Origin of the sequence: Pseudovibrio exalbescens DSM 16456 (assembly GCF_000422785.1) — a bacterium.
Lineage (GTDB): Bacteria > Pseudomonadota > Alphaproteobacteria > Rhizobiales > Stappiaceae > Pseudovibrio > Pseudovibrio exalbescens.
This window is the reverse complement of sequence record NZ_AUGS01000002.1, coordinates 335,035-351,519: the sequence shown is the minus strand read 5'-3', so window position 1 is coordinate 351,519 and position 16,485 is coordinate 335,035. Positions and strand designations below refer to the sequence as shown.

At 55.5% G+C, this 16,485-nt stretch carries 10 protein-coding genes; all 10 read right to left on the bottom strand.

Features of this window, described 5'->3' with window-relative positions; genetic code table 11:
• Positions 1–79 precede the first annotated feature (79 nt).
• Positions 80–3,550 (bottom strand): double-strand break repair helicase AddA, encoded by a 3,471-nt coding sequence (gene addA / locus G512_RS0104105; RefSeq protein WP_028480615.1) that lies wholly within the window; start codon positions 3,548–3,550, stop codon positions 80–82.
• Positions 3,550–6,663, bottom strand: coding sequence for a double-strand break repair protein AddB (addB, locus tag G512_RS0104100; protein ID WP_028480614.1), 3,114 nt, complete (start codon positions 6,661–6,663; stop codon positions 3,550–3,552). Before addB ends, addA begins: the two co-directional genes overlap by 1 nt.
• Before the next feature lie 44 nt (positions 6,664–6,707).
• Positions 6,708–7,442 carry a nucleotidyltransferase family protein gene (locus tag G512_RS0104095; protein ID WP_028480613.1) on the bottom strand — a complete coding sequence of 245 codons (735 nt, stop codon included), beginning with the start codon at positions 7,440–7,442 and terminating at the stop codon, positions 6,708–6,710.
• 33 nt (positions 7,443–7,475) lie between these two features.
• Positions 7,476–8,987 carry a tRNA (adenosine(37)-N6)-threonylcarbamoyltransferase complex ATPase subunit type 1 TsaE gene (tsaE, locus tag G512_RS0104090; RefSeq protein ID WP_028480612.1) on the bottom strand — a complete coding sequence of 504 codons (1,512 nt, stop codon included), beginning with the start codon at positions 8,985–8,987 and terminating at the stop codon, positions 7,476–7,478.
• 46 nt (positions 8,988–9,033) lie between these two features.
• Entirely contained in the window at positions 9,034–11,424 is a 2,391-nt protein-coding gene (locus G512_RS0104085) for an ATP-binding protein (RefSeq protein ID WP_178378243.1), read from the bottom strand.
• Between the two features lie 362 nt (positions 11,425–11,786).
• Positions 11,787–13,187, bottom strand: coding sequence for an adenosylhomocysteinase (gene ahcY / locus G512_RS0104080; protein ID WP_028480610.1), 1,401 nt, complete (start codon positions 13,185–13,187; stop codon positions 11,787–11,789).
• A 198-nt stretch (positions 13,188–13,385) separates the two neighbouring features.
• Entirely contained in the window at positions 13,386–13,670 is a 285-nt protein-coding gene (locus tag G512_RS0104075) for an HPr family phosphocarrier protein (protein WP_028480609.1), read from the bottom strand.
• Between the two features lie 8 nt (positions 13,671–13,678).
• Positions 13,679–14,083 carry a PTS sugar transporter subunit IIA gene (locus G512_RS0104070; protein WP_028480608.1) on the bottom strand — a complete coding sequence of 135 codons (405 nt, stop codon included), beginning with the start codon at positions 14,081–14,083 and terminating at the stop codon, positions 13,679–13,681.
• A 106-nt stretch (positions 14,084–14,189) separates the two neighbouring features.
• Entirely contained in the window at positions 14,190–14,645 is a 456-nt protein-coding gene (locus G512_RS0104065; RefSeq protein WP_051268865.1) for an HPr kinase/phosphorylase, read from the bottom strand.
• Between the two features lie 2 nt (positions 14,646–14,647).
• Complete coding sequence (locus G512_RS0104060) at positions 14,648–16,471, bottom strand: sensor histidine kinase (protein WP_028480606.1); 1,824 nt, start codon at positions 16,469–16,471, stop codon at positions 14,648–14,650.
• Between the last annotated feature and the right edge of the window lie 14 nt (positions 16,472–16,485).

Sequence of the window (16,485 nt, the reverse complement as noted above, 5' to 3'; positions counted from 1 at the left end):
ACCCGTCAGGGCGAGTCCGTTGGGTTCAAGGTAGGAACGCCAACCAGCGCCGTCAAGCAACCCTGTTAATAAGAAATCCCTAAAATACAAAACGTGAAAACTGCGCCTCCTCTATTTCTAGGAGAACGGGGCCACAGGTATAGAGCAAAAAGCCGCGAATTTTCTTATCACCATAAAGGCTGGACAGCAGTTTCCGGTAAACAGCGAGCTGGGCGACATAATCCTCACTCACTGAAGCGGCAGTTTGCGGGACTTGTGTGTTGGTCTTGTAGTCCACAATCCAGATTTCGTTTTCTATCACTACAAGGCGGTCGATTACGCCTGACACTTCAACATCAGCGCCCGTTTCGTCAATCAAAAGCCCTTGTATTGGCACCTCGGCACGACTTTGCTCCGAGAAAAGGCATTTGTAGTCGGGGTGGTTAAGCACCTGCACCACGTCCTGACGAAGGCGCCCCTCATATTCAGCAAACTCTTCCGACAGTGCCGCCGAAAGATAGCGGGTCATGGCTGCATCGCGCTCGACTTCTGGCAAATCAGGCAGAATTTCCAGGAGCCGGTGCACCAGACGCCCGCGCACCAACGGCCAGCTTTCCGGTTGCCGTGCGGCTTCCAGCGCCATTTCAGGGGATGGTTTTTCAATGCCCTGCTTCTGGTCCATTTCTTCAAATGCAGCGGACGGTTTAAGAGTCCGAAGGCGCTTTGGCGATGAAACGGGGCGACCAACCCACTCGGGCAGCACGATGGCCTCACGTTGTTCTGCGTTTTTAGCTTCACCAAGCCGAGGTTCCGGTTTTTCGACACCATCACGGGTCCAGCGCAGCGCAATCTGATTTCCCGCAGCGTCGCTGACTGGTCGGCTCTCATCACTCAAACTGCAGTGAACGAGTGAATACCAGCAGTGTTCATGAGCCCCCCTCTTGGGAGCCCAACCACACACCACCAAACGATCCTTCGCCCGGGTCATCGCCACATAGAGCAAACGCCGGTATTCCTCTTCCTGTGCGGCGCGACGTTGTTCAAGCGCTTCAGCATGCCACGGCGTTCTATTGGACTTGTTTGGAAGCCACACCAAGGCATCTGCAGCACTCTCATCACCGCTGCGCGACTTAGGCAACATGATGGGATCATGATGGGCAGAAACAGGCGGCGCACCGTTGTCAACGAGCAGCACGTAGGGTGCTTCGAGGCCCTTGGCGCCGTGCACCGTCATGATGCGAACCATGCCGGAAGCCGCATTGAGCTCACGTTTGATTTCCGTTGGCGCCGCAGCCAGCCATGCCAAGAACCCCTCCAGCCCGGGTGTGCCGGTTTGCTCAAACGCGATGGTCAATGACAGGAACTCATCCAACACGTCATCCACCTCAGAGCCCAAACGCTTCCGAAAGCTCAAACGATGACCGTCCGCGCCGAGGATACGCGCATAGAACTCGAAAGGCGGCACGAAATCTGCGCGATCCCGCCATTCTTCCAGCTGCGCCCTTACACGGCGCCATTTGTCAGAATGATCCGACTTTTTAACCAGCATTTGCCAAAGGGTTCCGGGACGAGGGCGACCCGGCGTTTCATGCGCGATCTCGAACAAATCGTCATCTGACAAACCAAACAGCGGACTTTTCAAAGTGCACGCCAACGACATGTCGTCTTCTGCCAAAAGGATAAACCGGCCCAGCGCAACGAGATCCTGTACGGCGATATGATCCGTCAAAACCAACCGGTCCGCGCCCGCGGCTGGCACATCCAGCCGCTTCAACTCCCGGTTCAAGGCTTCAACAAACGGGCCGCGTTTTCGAACCAGCACAAGTACATCACCGGGTGACGCTATACCGGCATTTGCCCAATCACTGATCTGGGCTGCAATTCGCTTAGCAAGCCGCATCATCGGGTTGCTGTCGCCAATCCGATCAACAGGCTCAGTCCAATCTTCCGGTTCCTCGATATCCTGATGCTCTTCAAGGGGCCAGATCTCAACCAAGCCGGGATCATGGCGCCGGATTGCTTCATGAACAGGCGCTACGGAATCCTGTGACAGACCCTTGAACACTTCAGGTTCTCGGAAAACTCGGTCGACAGCACCCAACACATCGGGCGTGGATCGGAAGGACAAGTTCAGCTCAATCGGCTCGAAAGCTCGTTGGGACTCCGTCGCGCGCTGACGGAAGAAGGCCCGCATCTTGGCAAAATAAGCAGGAACAGCACCTTGGAAGGAATAGATGGACTGTTTCTCATCCCCCACGGCAAAAATGGTTCTCACACCCTCGCGCGCCCCATCGCCAGAGAAAAACTCATCGGCCAGCGCGCTGATGACTTCCCACTGTCTCGGACTGGTATCCTGCGCTTCATCCACCAGTATGTGGTCCAGCCCCTGGTCAAGCTTGTATTGCACCCACTGCGCGGCATCCGAACGCGACAAGAGCGTTGCCGCCCGTACGACGAGGTCCTCAAAGTCGAGAAATCCCCGCTGGATCTTGTCTTTCTCGTAGTGCTGCAACACGGCATCCGAAAGAACGACGATCGCTTTGGTGCCTGCCACGGTCAAAACTGCTGCCTGCTTGGCGATAAGATCCTGCAGGCGTTGTTGTTCTTGCAGGAGGTGTTCAAGCATATGAGGGTACGCTTCCTGAACCTTCTTCGTTGCCAAGCTTTTGCGAGGCTCAAGGTTTTTCGTCAGGAATATATCCAACCACTTCTGCTTCCAGTCTCCGACACCTTGACAAGACAAAGCCGCGAGCATCGCATCGGCGCGACCTTGATCCGTTTTCGATCCTGTCCGCATCGCCTCTGCATAGGCTTTCACTTCGTCGGCGGACAGAAGGCACTCCGTACGGAAAGCCGCTTCAACACCTTCCAGCGTATCGTCCTGCGTGAGATCAAAGCTGGCCTCCAACTCCACCAGGGCGGCTTCCAGTGACCCGGCGGCCACGATCCAGCGATAAAAGGCATCGCGTTTGCCAATCAGTTCCGAAAGCGCGCTTTCAACGCCCGCATCTGCGAGATGTTCAATCAAAAATGCAAGCGCATGCCCCAGTGCCGTCTCAGGCTCCACCTCAGCACGGTGCAAAACACGCGCCCGCGCTTCCGCCAACAATTCATCGGCAATGCGTTCGTCAAGCACATTGAAGTGTCCGGCAACATTGGCTTCCAGAGGAAACTGATGCAACAAGGCTTCGCAAAACGCATGAATGGTTTGTATCTTCAAGCCGCCAGGGGTTTCGAGGGCCCGTGCAAACAGACGGCGCGCGCGGGCAACCTTGTCCATGCTCGGCGCATGCCCCTCAATTACCTCAAGTTCCTTGAACAATTCCTCATCCGACAGACGCGTCCAGCCCGACAGGATGTCGAACACACGGGTCGCCATTTCCGCCGCAGCAGCCTTAGTGAAGGTCAAGCACAAGATGCGAGAAGGATCCGTTCCGTTCAGCAACAAACGGATCACCCGCCGTGCCAACACGAAAGTCTTGCCGGAACCAGCATTGGCGCTAACCCAAGCGGAGTTTACAGGGTTTGCCGCTTTGGCTTGACTTTCAAGGGTCTTGGCTGGAATATCCATCACTCGTCTCCCCCCTCGGACCCAAGAGACCATTCCTGAACCCGCGCGAGATGATCATAGGCTGACGCCAATTGCCGTTCGCGCAAAACACGCGCACGAGACAAGTAGCCTTTAGCAGGGTTGTCATAGGCGGTGATCAACTGCTCGAGCCGTGTCCAGGCCTCCTCCGCCAGCTCTTCCACACTGCGTTCCTTCGGAACACGGCGTTCTACGGAAAGCGCAGGACGCCCCCCCTTGAGGTGAATGTAGAGGATCGAACTGATGGGCACATCGCTGGGTACGCCTTCAAAACCACCACGCCGGATCATGGCCACCTCCAAAGGCAACTGTGGAGATAGCAATGCATCCACCTGTTTTTGAGAAGGAGGTATCCCGGTTTTGTAATCGATGACTTCCAGCGAATTGTCGGCTTTCAAATCAATGCGATCAGCGCGCCCGGTAAGACGAAAAGCCTGCCCAGACGAGCGCTGAAATTCTGCCCCACCTGACACCTCCAAAAAACGCTGTTCAATGTCTGGAGCACGTCCGTATTCCAAGCCTACGAACCCTTCCGCGATTTTTTCGAACCGTGGCCACCAAAGCGCCCGGATCGCCGGAAAAGCATCAAGTGGTCGGAACAACCGGCCGCCCTCCGTCAACAAGGCCCGAATAGCCGTCTCATCAAATGCGCCGTCCCATGCATCCAGAAAGTTAGCCAGCGCATCATGAATGATCGTTCCCTTGTCGGCAGCGTTGGGCTCACCACCAATCGGATCCACTTCTTCAAGCTTGAGAATATTGCGGGCGTAGATTTCATAGGGATCCCGGATCAACGTCTCGACCCGTGTCACGGATAGCTGCTTTGGCCGCGCTTCAATCGGGGGCCGAGGTTCGGGTCGGGCGGCGGGCTTCACAGCCACTTCTGCGCGATCCAGCACTCGCGCCATTTCTACATATGGTCTGCCGCGTGCCAGCATTTGGTCACGAACTTCATCCCCTGCGAGCGTCAGGATGCGCTGCAACCAGCGTGAGGCCACAGCGGGTGCTCCATCCATTCGTTCAGCGCGAGACAAGACCACCTCTTCCGCGCCCATTGAGCACATGAAATCATGAGCGGAGGAACCGATACGGCGTTCAGGCGGATCCAGCCCGATCTGGCCTTTCATGGGGCGGTTGAGCCATGGATCATTCCTCGTGCGCTGCGGCCACACGCCCTCGTTCAATCCTCCCAGCACCACCCGATCGAAGTGTTGCAATCGCGCTTCCATGGGGCCCAGAAGATGAACCCTAGGATCTGCAGGCAAACGCGAACGCACCGCGTTGCCTGAAACGAGTGCCGCAAATACCCCGGGCCACTCGCTTGCAGGAATTGCAAGGCTGCTGGCGTGTGTATCAAGAAGCGAAGTCAACGTGTCCGCCAAAGCGGCACCGGCTTCCCCTTTGAACAATTCATCGGTCGAGCCGTCTTCCTGCGTCGCTATTTTCACCACTGCATCAGTGTGAAGTTTGGCAATGTAACGCACATCAACATCCCCTTCCGCCTCCAACAGAGCCTCCAAAGGCCCCAGGGCTTCTTCCAGCCGGATCAGCAAGGTGTCGATGGCTTGCCAGTCTGCTTCAACGAGCTTTTTCCAACGTGGCGTATGACGGGAATCTTCCGTTTTGCGGGCTGCCGAAACTGCTTGGCGCAAGCCTGACAACCCTGCTCGTGGCGATGGACCACGCAACACACCACGCTCCAACGCGCGTGCTGCTGCCCGAATTTCCTTGATGGGCAATCCGAGGCGTGTCAGTGGGTGCTTGAGCAAGGCCAGAAGTTGAACCGGATCAACACCGCCAAGCGCCAGTTTGGCCGTCAAAAGCGCGAGAATGGTCGACGGGGTCTGATCCTGTGGCCGTCCAGCTGTATCATCAACCGCAATGCTCCAGCGCGCCAGTTCAGTTGCGACACGGCGGGACAAGGTCCGATCTGGCGTGATCAGCGCAACCTTTTTGCCCTGCTCGATTCCTTCGCGCAAGCACAACGCCACAGCCAATGCTTCCTCGGCCTCGCTGGATGCAGACAGGACACCGACCCCCGAAAAACTGTTTTGACGCAGCGCTGCTTCCGAGCTCGCGAAAAACGTCTGCCATGCGTCTGTTGTCTCGGCAGGCCTGAGAGCTTCGTTCACAATCTTGCCGCGGATGGAAAGGTCACGCGTTGCTGGCTGACCAAGTGGCTGAACATCCGAGCGCGTACGCCCCAAAGTTTGCAACAGCTTGTTCAAACTGTATTGAGGATGGCCCGGAATGGGCTCTTTATCCCCTGTCCCGCTTATAGCAGCCCAACTGACCTCGTCCATCTCCAGATCAAGCGCGGGTAACACGATGGCCCCGTTGGGCAAGTTCAAGACAGCCTTGAGCAGCTCTGCCGTTGCAGGTACGGAGCCGGTTGCGCCGGCAACAATGACAGGGCCAGCAGGGGGTGTCGTGCTCAATTGATGCGCCGCACGCCGGATCAAGGCCGAGCGACGCGCCTTGGGATCAATATACCCGGCCTCTGCCAAGAACGCGGGCCATTGTTCCGTTACGATGCGCAGAAATTCGAGTGTGATCTGCCAATACTGGGCGTGGTTTTCCGGCACGAGGCCGGTGAGATCTGACCAACTGGCTTCCTCGGTTTGTACCTCATCCATCAAGGTAAGCAGATCGCTGGCCAGCCAGGCGGCATCCGCAGATGAGGCGGGAAACGCGGAGGTGTTGTTGTTGTCCAACCCCAACAGCTCACGACGCAATTGCCCTTTCCATGCCCAGACAAGTTGAGTCATGGCAAGACGCCGCTCCATCAGCGACATGGCAGGAGGCAGAGGCTCGCCGTCTGGTTCGGAGCGAAGCAGTTGTTCGTCCTCATCGACATCGCCCAGCGGCAAGATCCTGGGCAGCAATACAGCCCGCGTTCCCATGGCAGAGCGAAGCAGAGACGGCAAGGTGCGGGCCGCACGGCGGGTTGGAACGTATAGGGTAACCTGACTTAAAGCCATCGGGCTGGCGGTTGCATCGAACCCGGGGATCAAGTCCCCGGATAGCAATGCGCCCACCAGCGTTTCCAAAAACGGAACGGATGGCGCGATGGTAAAAAGGTTTTGCTTGGTCAAAACAGCCGCCTTCGGGAAGTCAAAAACAGATCCCTTTGTACGGCTCAGTTCACGCTTTCTGCAATGGCCTTTTCCGCATCAACCAATGCTTCCGGCGTGCCCACATGAAGCCATGTGCCATCTCCTTCAACACCAAACAAGCGTCCCTGTTCAATTGCCCTGTCAAACAGAACGTTCAAGGAAAACGATCCCTCAGGAGCATTCTCGAACAACTCAGGTTTCATGATCGCTGTGCCCGAATAGACGAAGGGCGCCACGGTGCGCTCATCGCGCCGTGTCAAGACACCCTCATCATCCATCGTGAAGTCGCCCTTACCCGTGTAACCAATCGCATTCACACTCGGCACCATCAGAAGCAGGATATCCATTTTCTCGGGCTGCCACGCTTCCACCAGGACATCCAGATTTGGGCGAACGCCCTCAATCCATATGCTATCGGAATTGGTCACATAAAACGGCTTGCCCCCAAGCTGTGGTAAGGCTTTCTTGATGCCCCCACCTGTTTCCAGAAGCGTGTCGCGCTCATCCGAAATGGCGACTGTCAGCCCCTTGAACCTCTTGGCATGAATCTCCACCAGATCAGCGAGATAATGCACATTGACAACAGCCGTTTCCACGCCCGCATCGCGCAAACGCTGCAGCGTGTAATCCAGCATTGAGCGGCCCGCGACTTCAATCAGCGGCTTGGGCGTCGTCGCTGTCAGCGGACGCATCCGTTTGCCGATGCCAGCCGAAAGGACCATGGCTCGGTCTGGTCGCGGGTTCTGGTTGTTGTTCATTCCTTTATTCTTTCTAAGCACATCCATCATGAATCAGGGAGCACTGTGCCGCAAAGGGTTTGACGGCAGTATGACGTCATAAACATACTTCAGGTTGCAAAGACCCGGATGCGACAACGCCTGAGCAAGATAGTCGCGGATCCGAGGCAAATGTGCAAGGTAAGCTGGCTTGCCAAATACGGCATTCAGCCGCACAAAGCCCCCCAGAATCTTGGTATTTCGCTGCGCAGCCAAAACGGCAACGCCATAACGGAAAGTCGTTTCGTCAAATTCAGGTAGGCATGCTGATGCCTGCTTGCAATAGTGTTTCACAAGCGTTTCCTGAAGCTCGGGCCCGATTGTGAGCCGCGCATCCATTATCAGAGAGGCCACGTCATAAGCGATAGGACCTATCAACGCATCCTGGAAATCAATCTGCGCGACACGATCCAATCCCTTCGCGTCAGAGCGCCATAGAAGATTGGGGCTGTGATAGTCGCGCATGACCCATGTCTGGGGAAGATCATTTAGGGCCTGCAAGGCTTGCTGCCATGCATCTCTGAACGCCGCCTTCATGTGATCTGTGGCCGGCTCCCCCTCGATGTGAGGGCGGTAGTACTGCAGGAACAGTTCGGCCTCGGTCAGATACGCTTCAAGGTCATAGCACCCAAGCCGGTGGTTCGAGGGGCCATGCTGTGCGATTTCAGGCCAGCTCTGCTGATGCATATGCACCAGAACATCAAGTGCACACTTATAGCGCTCTTCGATGGGTTGTCCCTGTTCAGCTATGAACGTTGCCCCCAGATCCTCCATGAGCGCCAGCCCGTTGGCGCGGTCCACTGCATATATCTCCGGCACCCGAACACCGCGAGCTCGCAACTCATGACCAATCGAGAGAAAATCATCAATTGAATGCGCAAGATAGACGGTTTGGGCATAGGTTTTGCCTGACGCCAACATCGGCTCGTGTGCGCGCGGCGGATAGTCCATGAGCACCGCACCGCCGGCCTCTCCATTAAAACGCAGATAGCTGCGGGTCGAAGCATCGCCCTTCAAATGGTGACGAGGACGGGCCATCCAAGCCGAGTTCTCGAGCAGCGCACGTCTGGCCGCCAGTCGTTGAAGCCGTCGCGCCCAAGTGGCTTCCTGCGCCTTCAGTGTTGCAATCCGAGTATCCGGATCAGGCCCTTCAGAAAGTTTGATTTCCAATGCCTCCGGCCAAAAGGTCGGATCGCCCATTTCCGGCCACTCGATAAGCGCTGCGCCGCGCTCCAGAGTATCATCAAGCGCCAGCTCTTCCACCTCTTCCGGATCTTCTAGCCGGTACAGGTCCATATGAGCCACATACAATCGCTCCAGTTCGTAAGTTTGAACAAGCGTGAATGTAGGGCTGGGCACTTCCAGCGCCTCATCTTGTGCCAGATACCTTAAAAGCGCGCGCGAAAAAGTAGACTTTCCCGTCCCCAGATCCCCTGAAAGCGCAATGACATCACCGGGTTTGAGAAATTCTGCAATGTCTTCGGCGAGACGTTCGGTCTCTGCCTGAGAGTGGAGGTTAATATTCATTTGGTGCTGATGGCCTCTTGCGGAACCGTTCGGGCGCCTTTGCGCGTTATTCTGCTGCCTGAAGATCCAACAGTTTGGGCTCCAGCGGGAAAGTACAGGTGACCGTAGTCCCCTCACCTTCCCGAGAACTGATATCGACGGTTCCGCCATGTAATTCAACAAAGCTTTTCACGATTGCAAGGCCGAGCCCCACGCCGTGCCGGCTACCTGCTGCTCCGCGACCCACGAAACGAGAGAAGACGGAGTGCAGCAATTCTTCGGGAATGCCCACGCCGTGATCTTCGACAGAAAAGCGCACGAAATCAGTCTCCCGAACACAGCTTACATCAACCTGCCCACCTTCTTCAGAATACCGCACAGCATTTGAAATGAGGTTGTAAAGAACCTGGCGCAACCGTCGTTCGTCCGCGCGGATCGTACCGATGTTTTCAGGCAGATGTGTGTTCAGCGCGATATGGGACTCCTCCAATCGGTCTTGCAGCCCCGCAATCGCTTCAGCGACCGTTCCCGCAACATCCACGTCCGAAACATTCAGCTCCATGATGCCGGCATCGACCGTTGCCAGATCAAGAATATCATTGATGATAGCCAGCAGGGATGAAGAGGATGACAGGATGTATTGCATGTACTCGGCCTGTTTGGGCGACAAATCGCCAAACTTCTGATCCGAGAGGAGTTGTGCAAAGCCAATGATCGTGGTGAGCGGCGAACGCAACTCGTAAGACACGTGTTGAATGAAAGTATTTTTCAACTGGTCGGCTTCTTCGAGTGCCTCGTTCTTCTCCATCAACGCGCGTTCCACGTTCACGGTATCGGTAACGTTTACAAACGTGAGCAGTGTTCCACCGTCGGGCAATGGCACAGTCACGTAGTTGATGATCATCCCGTCAACGCGTTCCATGCGCCCTGACAGGTTGGTACGGCTATCTGTCAGACCGGTAACACCACCCGCCAGTTCTCGCCATGTATCCATGTCAGGCAGCAAGTGCGCACATTTTTCAACGAGGCTGGAGACATGAGGCTCGTTCTGTAGTTCAGGCTCGGAGAACTGCCAGATTTGCGCAAAAGCCGGATTCCAGAGACGCAACCGACCGTTGGACCCAAACACGGCGACCGCCTCGGACAGGTGATCAAGTGTTTCGCCCTGTACGCGGATGAGGGCGTTGTAACGGCTTTCCAGATCCAGACGTTCGGTCACGTTCTCGTAGATATAGGTAACACCGCCCTGTGGGTGCGGGTTGGCAATAACGCGCAATGTCCGTCCATCTGGCAGATGCCACCAGAACTCCCGAGCCTCAAGCGACTGATAGCTTTCCAAATGCTTGGCGCGCCAAGAACGGTAATCAGCCTGCTCCGGCAATTTGCGTGCGGCGCGCATGGCATCCAGAACAGCGCCCTCCTCTGGAGAACTCTCCAGGAGTGCCGGATCCAGTTCCCAGAGGGATCGATACGCCGCGTTGTGGAACTTGAGCCGACGATCGGCCCCATATATTGCCACAGCCGTTTGCAGCTCATCCAAAGTGCGAGTGTGAAACTCAAGTGTCCGCCGCAGTTCGTTCTGAACGCGTTCCAGCTCGCTGATATCCTGCGCCAAACCCGCCGTCGCGATGTCGCTTTGTACATCCGTAACCTGGTAGACACGGCGTTCACCCGCCGCGACAACTGGCATGGGCGAGCTGTATATTCCCCGAACGTCGCGCAAGGTGGACAATTTCATGCGCCCTTTGGCATCCAAAAGCTCAATGCCCTTGCCAACAACTTCACTGAGCGTATTGGCTTCAACTGCATCCAGATAAGCTGTATTGACCCAGATGAGATGCCCATTCTCATCGCGTTGCCACGCAGGACCTGGCAGTGCATCCAAAAGAGCGCGCACGCCGTTGAGTTGATGTTGCAAGCGCTCGTTTTGCTCGGACAACCGCGCATTGGCCTGACGGTCGCCGGTCAGATCACGCAAACGCAAAACCGCCGCTCCTCCAGCCGTACGGCCTGTCGCTTCCAGATAAACACCGTGGGTGGTGCAAAGTGTAAGCCTGAACGGTTCACCATGAGTGCGCAGATGGTCTTGGTAGGCACGCAACGCTTCGGCCGATTTGGTCTCCAGCCAACCTTCATATTCCAGAAGCTGGTCAATACCCTCTGGAAAGTTGAGCGATTCAGGCAAATGCCCAGCGACGGCGGGAACGCGCTCTGCGCCTTCCCATACGAGCATCAGACTATCTTCTGTTTCGAGGATGTTCTCCAGCCGATCAATACGCGCCACAGCGCTCGCACGCGCCTGACGAAGCTGGGCAATTGTGCCTTCCAAGCGACGACGATTGCGCACCATAAGCATGGCCGACGCCACCGCAAACATGATCGCACCAGCGATCGCCGCCAGCCACACAACCTTGAGCGCATCCACCGAGTTACCGGAGAACTGAGGCAGAAAATCCATCGCTTGGGAGAAACCGGCTGCACCAACTAAAGCGAACGCGCCAACACCAAAGAGATTTGCTAATTGTCGAATCCTAGTTCGCCACAGCACGTTACGACGTGCGTGTTGTTGCCAGCCTGCTGGCATTCTGTGCCCCCTTTTCCGCCGCCAAGGTCCGAAAACCGAACCGCGAATAAGTCGCGCAACTGGCTACACTCACGACTGATTCGCTAACCAAGATAACTCGATACGGAATCGCGAAGAAGAGGTTCTTTACAAATAGTAAACAAATATTAGAGCACTGTGTGGCATCCACTACAATTAGTAGTGACGCAGCACGCCCCACCTACCATATCTGGAGATGGGACGTGTGATTCTGTTAATTAGTACTTGTAGTGTTCCGGCTTGAACGGACCGGTTTTCTCAATACCAAGGTATTGGGACTGATCCGGCGTCAGCTCGGTCAGAGTAACGCCAAGCTTGTTCAGATGCAGACGAGCAACCTTTTCATCAAGGTGCTTGGGCAGAACATATACTTCGTTCTTGTACTGCTCACCCTTGGTGTACAGCTCGATCTGCGCCAAAACCTGGTTGGTAAAGCTTGCAGACATCACGAAGCTCGGGTGACCGGTTGCATTGCCAAGATTGACCAAGCGGCCCTCAGAGAGCAGAAGCAGGCGCTTGCCATCCGGGTATTCGATCATGTCCACCTGCGGCTTTACATTGCGCCACTTGTAGTTGCGCAGAGAAGCAACCTGAATTTCATTATCGAAGTGACCAATGTTACAGACAATCGCCATGTCCTTCATTTCGCGCATGTGGTCGGCGGTGATCACATCCTTGTTGCCCGTTGCGGTAACAAAGATATCGCCTTCCTTGACGGCCTCTTCCATGGTTTTGACTTCGAAGCCATCCATGGACGCCTGCAATGCGCAGATCGGATCGATTTCGGTAACGATCACACGCGCACCAGCGCCAACGAGCGACTGCGCGGAACCTTTGCCAACGTCACCATAACCAGCAACAACAGCAATCTTGCCTGCCATCATGACATCCGTACCGCGACGAATGCCATCAACCAGCGATTCACGACAGCCATAACGGTTGTCGAACTTGGACTTGGTTACGGAGTCATTCACGTTGATGGCCGGGAACGGCAACTCACCCTTTTTCTGCATGTCGTAGAGACGCAGAACACCGGTCGTCGTTTCCTCAGAAACGCCCTTGATCTTCGCCTTGACCTTCGAGTAGTAGGTCGGGTCCTTCGCCAAACGGCGCTTGATTGTCGCAAAGAGGGCCGTTTCTTCCTCATTGGACGGGTTCTCAAGAACGGATGGATCCTTCTCGGCCTTTGCACCCAGCAGAATCATGAGTGTTGCGTCGCCACCATCATCCAGAATCATGTTGGCCGTTTCGCCATCGCCCCAATCAAAGATCTTGTCGGCATATTCCCAATACTCTTCCAGCGTCTCCCCCTTAACGGCGAACACCGGAATGCCAGCTGCGGCAATAGCTGCTGCTGCTTGGTCCTGCGTAGAGAAAATATTACAGGATGCCCACCGGACTTCCGCGCCCAGCGCAACCAACGTTTCAATAAGAACCGCGGTTTGAATTGTCATGTGAAGGGAACCAGCAATACGCGCGCCCTTCAGCGGCTTGCTGTCGCCAAATTCTTCCCGACAGGCCATGAGGCCCGGCATTTCCGTTTCAGCAATTTCAATTTCCGTGCGGCCCCAATCGGCCAACGAGATATCCTTAACTTTGTAATCTGAAAAAGTAGTCATCCAGTCTTTCCCATTTGCACGCTGTAAAGGTGCCTCGAGGTGGTATTCGGCCTCATGGGCCGTGCTCGACACGGGTTATAGCGTAGGAGAGAAGGAGAAAGCAATAAAGATATAAAGGTTTCTTTATATCATTTGAAAAACACAGGGTTATACCGCCACTCGCAAGCGAATCCGGCCATAAAAAAAGCGACCGAAAAATCAGTCGCGTTCGCCAAATCCATCTTCGATAAGAGCCACAATAGCGGCCATGGCTTCATCTTGTTGCCGCCCGGAAACGCGCACATGAACGCAGCACCCGGGGGCGGCGGCCAACATCATCAGACCCATGATTGAGGTTCCGCCGACACTTTGACCATCCTTGGAGACGATGACCTCTGCATCATAGGTTTCAACAAGTTTCACCAATTTGGCAGAGGCACGCGCATGCAGCCCGCGTTGATTGACAATCTCAAGCTCGCGTTCAAGAACTGGAATTGTATTCATTCTTCTCTTCAGCCTTGACCAGACAACACCTGACTGGCAACGGAAATGTATTTTTGACCAGCGTTACGTGCTTCTTCTACGGCTTCTGCCAAGGACAGATCATTCCGCACACTCGCCAGTTTGATGAGCATGGGCAGGTTTACCCCAGCCACAACCTCAATGGAGGTCCCGTTCATTACGGATATAGCCAGATTTGATGGCGTGCCCCCGAACATGTCCGTCAGCAAAACAACACCTGAGCCGTCGTTAACCTGTTCAACAGACTGAAGAATATCCTGACGACGCTGTTCCATGTCGTCATCTGGGCCGATGCAAATCGTCGACACCCCGGACTGCGGCCCGACAACATGCTCGAGTGCCGCCTTAAACTCTTCGGCCAAACGGCCATGGGTGACTAGAACAAGACCTATCATTCAATTCCTGCGAGATTTCGAACCAGCACTACACTGTGCTGGTCCCCCACTTTCTAAGAGCCCGCGCCGCAGTGCAAGGAAAATCGGCACGAGGTCACCATATCGCCTAATCTATTGGCAACGTGTGGTGCTGGAGCGCTGCTTGAACCAGCCGAACCGCCGCAGGAAAGTCTTCTGCCGGTACCGCTTGCCGTCGTAGTGACACACCACACACCTCCTGAGCCTGATCCACAGGCTCAGGCAGCCGTTCTATTTTACAAACAGGCTCAATATCAACAAGCAATCTCACCACCGCACGTTTAAGGTGAGGAATTTTCACAAGACCGTGCCCCCGCAGTTCGATAAGCCCCTCAATCCCCTCTGGACATCGCGCCACTACCCTGCCTGTGCACGCCTCCAGAACAACCTGATCATCGGCAACAAGACAGGCAAACCGGCCTGCGGCTTGCTCGCGATGAATAAGCTCCAAGGCCAAACCGGACTTTCCGGAACCAGATGCGCCGCGAATCAACACACCAGCCTCTCCCAGAACGATGCAGGAGCCGTGATGAGTATGCGTCATTATCAACCGCCTCTTTTGGCAGGCAGTGTAACGGTAAAGCGCGCGCCTTCGATATCGCCAGACCCAGCAACTTCCGTCCGCCTGTTCAGAGCGATAATCGTACCACCATGAGCCTCAACAATCTGCCGGCAAATGGACAACCCCAGACCTGAGTTGTTGCCAAAGCCCTCTTTAGCCGGTCTGTCGGTGTAGAACCGCTCGAAAATTCGCTCTATGGCGTCAGCATTGATGCCCGGTCCATAGTCATCGACCATTACGACGATCTGATCACCGTGGCGCTCCACATGAATGTCGATCGTCTTGTCAGCGGGTGAAAATGAACGAGCATTATCGATCAGGTTGTTGAAGACCTGGCTTAGACGCTCATCTTTTCCAAACACTTCATAGGGGTGATCCAGCTTGGATGGCGCAACCTCAACTCGCACCCTGGCGACATCTTCGCCCCACCGTTCATTGGCGATGTCGGCAACCGTTCGTAACAGCACTGCCATGTCAAAGACTTCAGAATCGGCACGGGCCAGCTCCGCATCAATGCGAGAGGCCTCCGAAATGTCTGAAATCAGACGATCAAGCCGGCGTACATCATGCTGTATCACATCCATGAGCCGCTCGCGCGAAGCGTCATTCTTTGCCAGAGGCAATGTTTCAATCGCGCTGCGTAGCGAGGTGAGTGGGTTTTTCAACTCATGCGCCACGTCTGCTGCGAAATTCTCGATCGCATCCATGCGATTGTAAAGCGCGTTCGTCATCTCCCTGAGTACACGGGCAAGATGACCGATTTCGTCATAACGGCCGGGGAATTCGGGGATTTCTTCGCGCGATTTACTGGAATATCGGACGCGCTGCGCAGCTTCGGACAATCGCCGAACCGGTCCGGCGATTGTGCCAGCCAGAAGCACAGACAACACCATGACCACTACAGCCGCCACCACGAAGATCTTGATAATCGCGTTGCGCTCCGCCGCCACGATATCATCAATATCTCCGCCCTGAGTGGACAGCAACAACGTACCCAGAACAGCACGGAAGCGCTGCACCGGCACTGCAACCGAGACAATCATTTCGCCCCGAGGGGACAACCTCACCACACTTGCGGGTGAGCCTGCCATCGCCGCAGCGACCTCGGGATAATCAAGGCCACTGGCTTCGTCCAACTCCTTATAAATCGGATACTCGCCGCGCCGCATCCAGAACTTCAGTTTTTGCCAAAGGTTCTGAAAGTAGGGCTCGCTCTCCTCGTTCGGAGGTGGCAAATCAAACCGGAAAACCTGTGTTTGCGCATAGATGTGCGAACTGTCCAGCAGCAATGTGCCATCTGGATCGTAGATACGGGCGCGCGTTTTTGTTGGCGAAATCAACCGACGTAGAATGGGCGCCACAACTTCGGGGTTGATGGGAAAATCAAGGCTGCTCAGTGATGAGCCCGGATTGATGCTTTCACCTGCCTGAAGGCGCAGGAGTTGCTCGGGATCAATGGTGACCTGGCTTGAGTCCGCGGTGGCCGAGGCGGCAATGGCGCCAGCGATAATTTCACCTTGGGTTAAAAGTGACTGCACACGCGCGTCAATCAACCCCGCGCGAAATTGGTTGAGGTACAAAATACCCACAACCATGGCAAAGAGGCCCACCAGATTAAGAACGAGAATACGCCGGGTCAGAGAAGAAAACACATAGGTACCCAGCACGGATGCCCAGCGTGTCAGAATACGCCGGCGCACCTGTCGCCGGCGCAACCAACCAAACAGGCGCGGACGCGCCGCATCTGCAGCGCGTCGAGCCCGGTTTTCTTCATGTGAGTGCGTTTTTGACGCCTGCTCAGTTGTCATCAACCACTGATTTC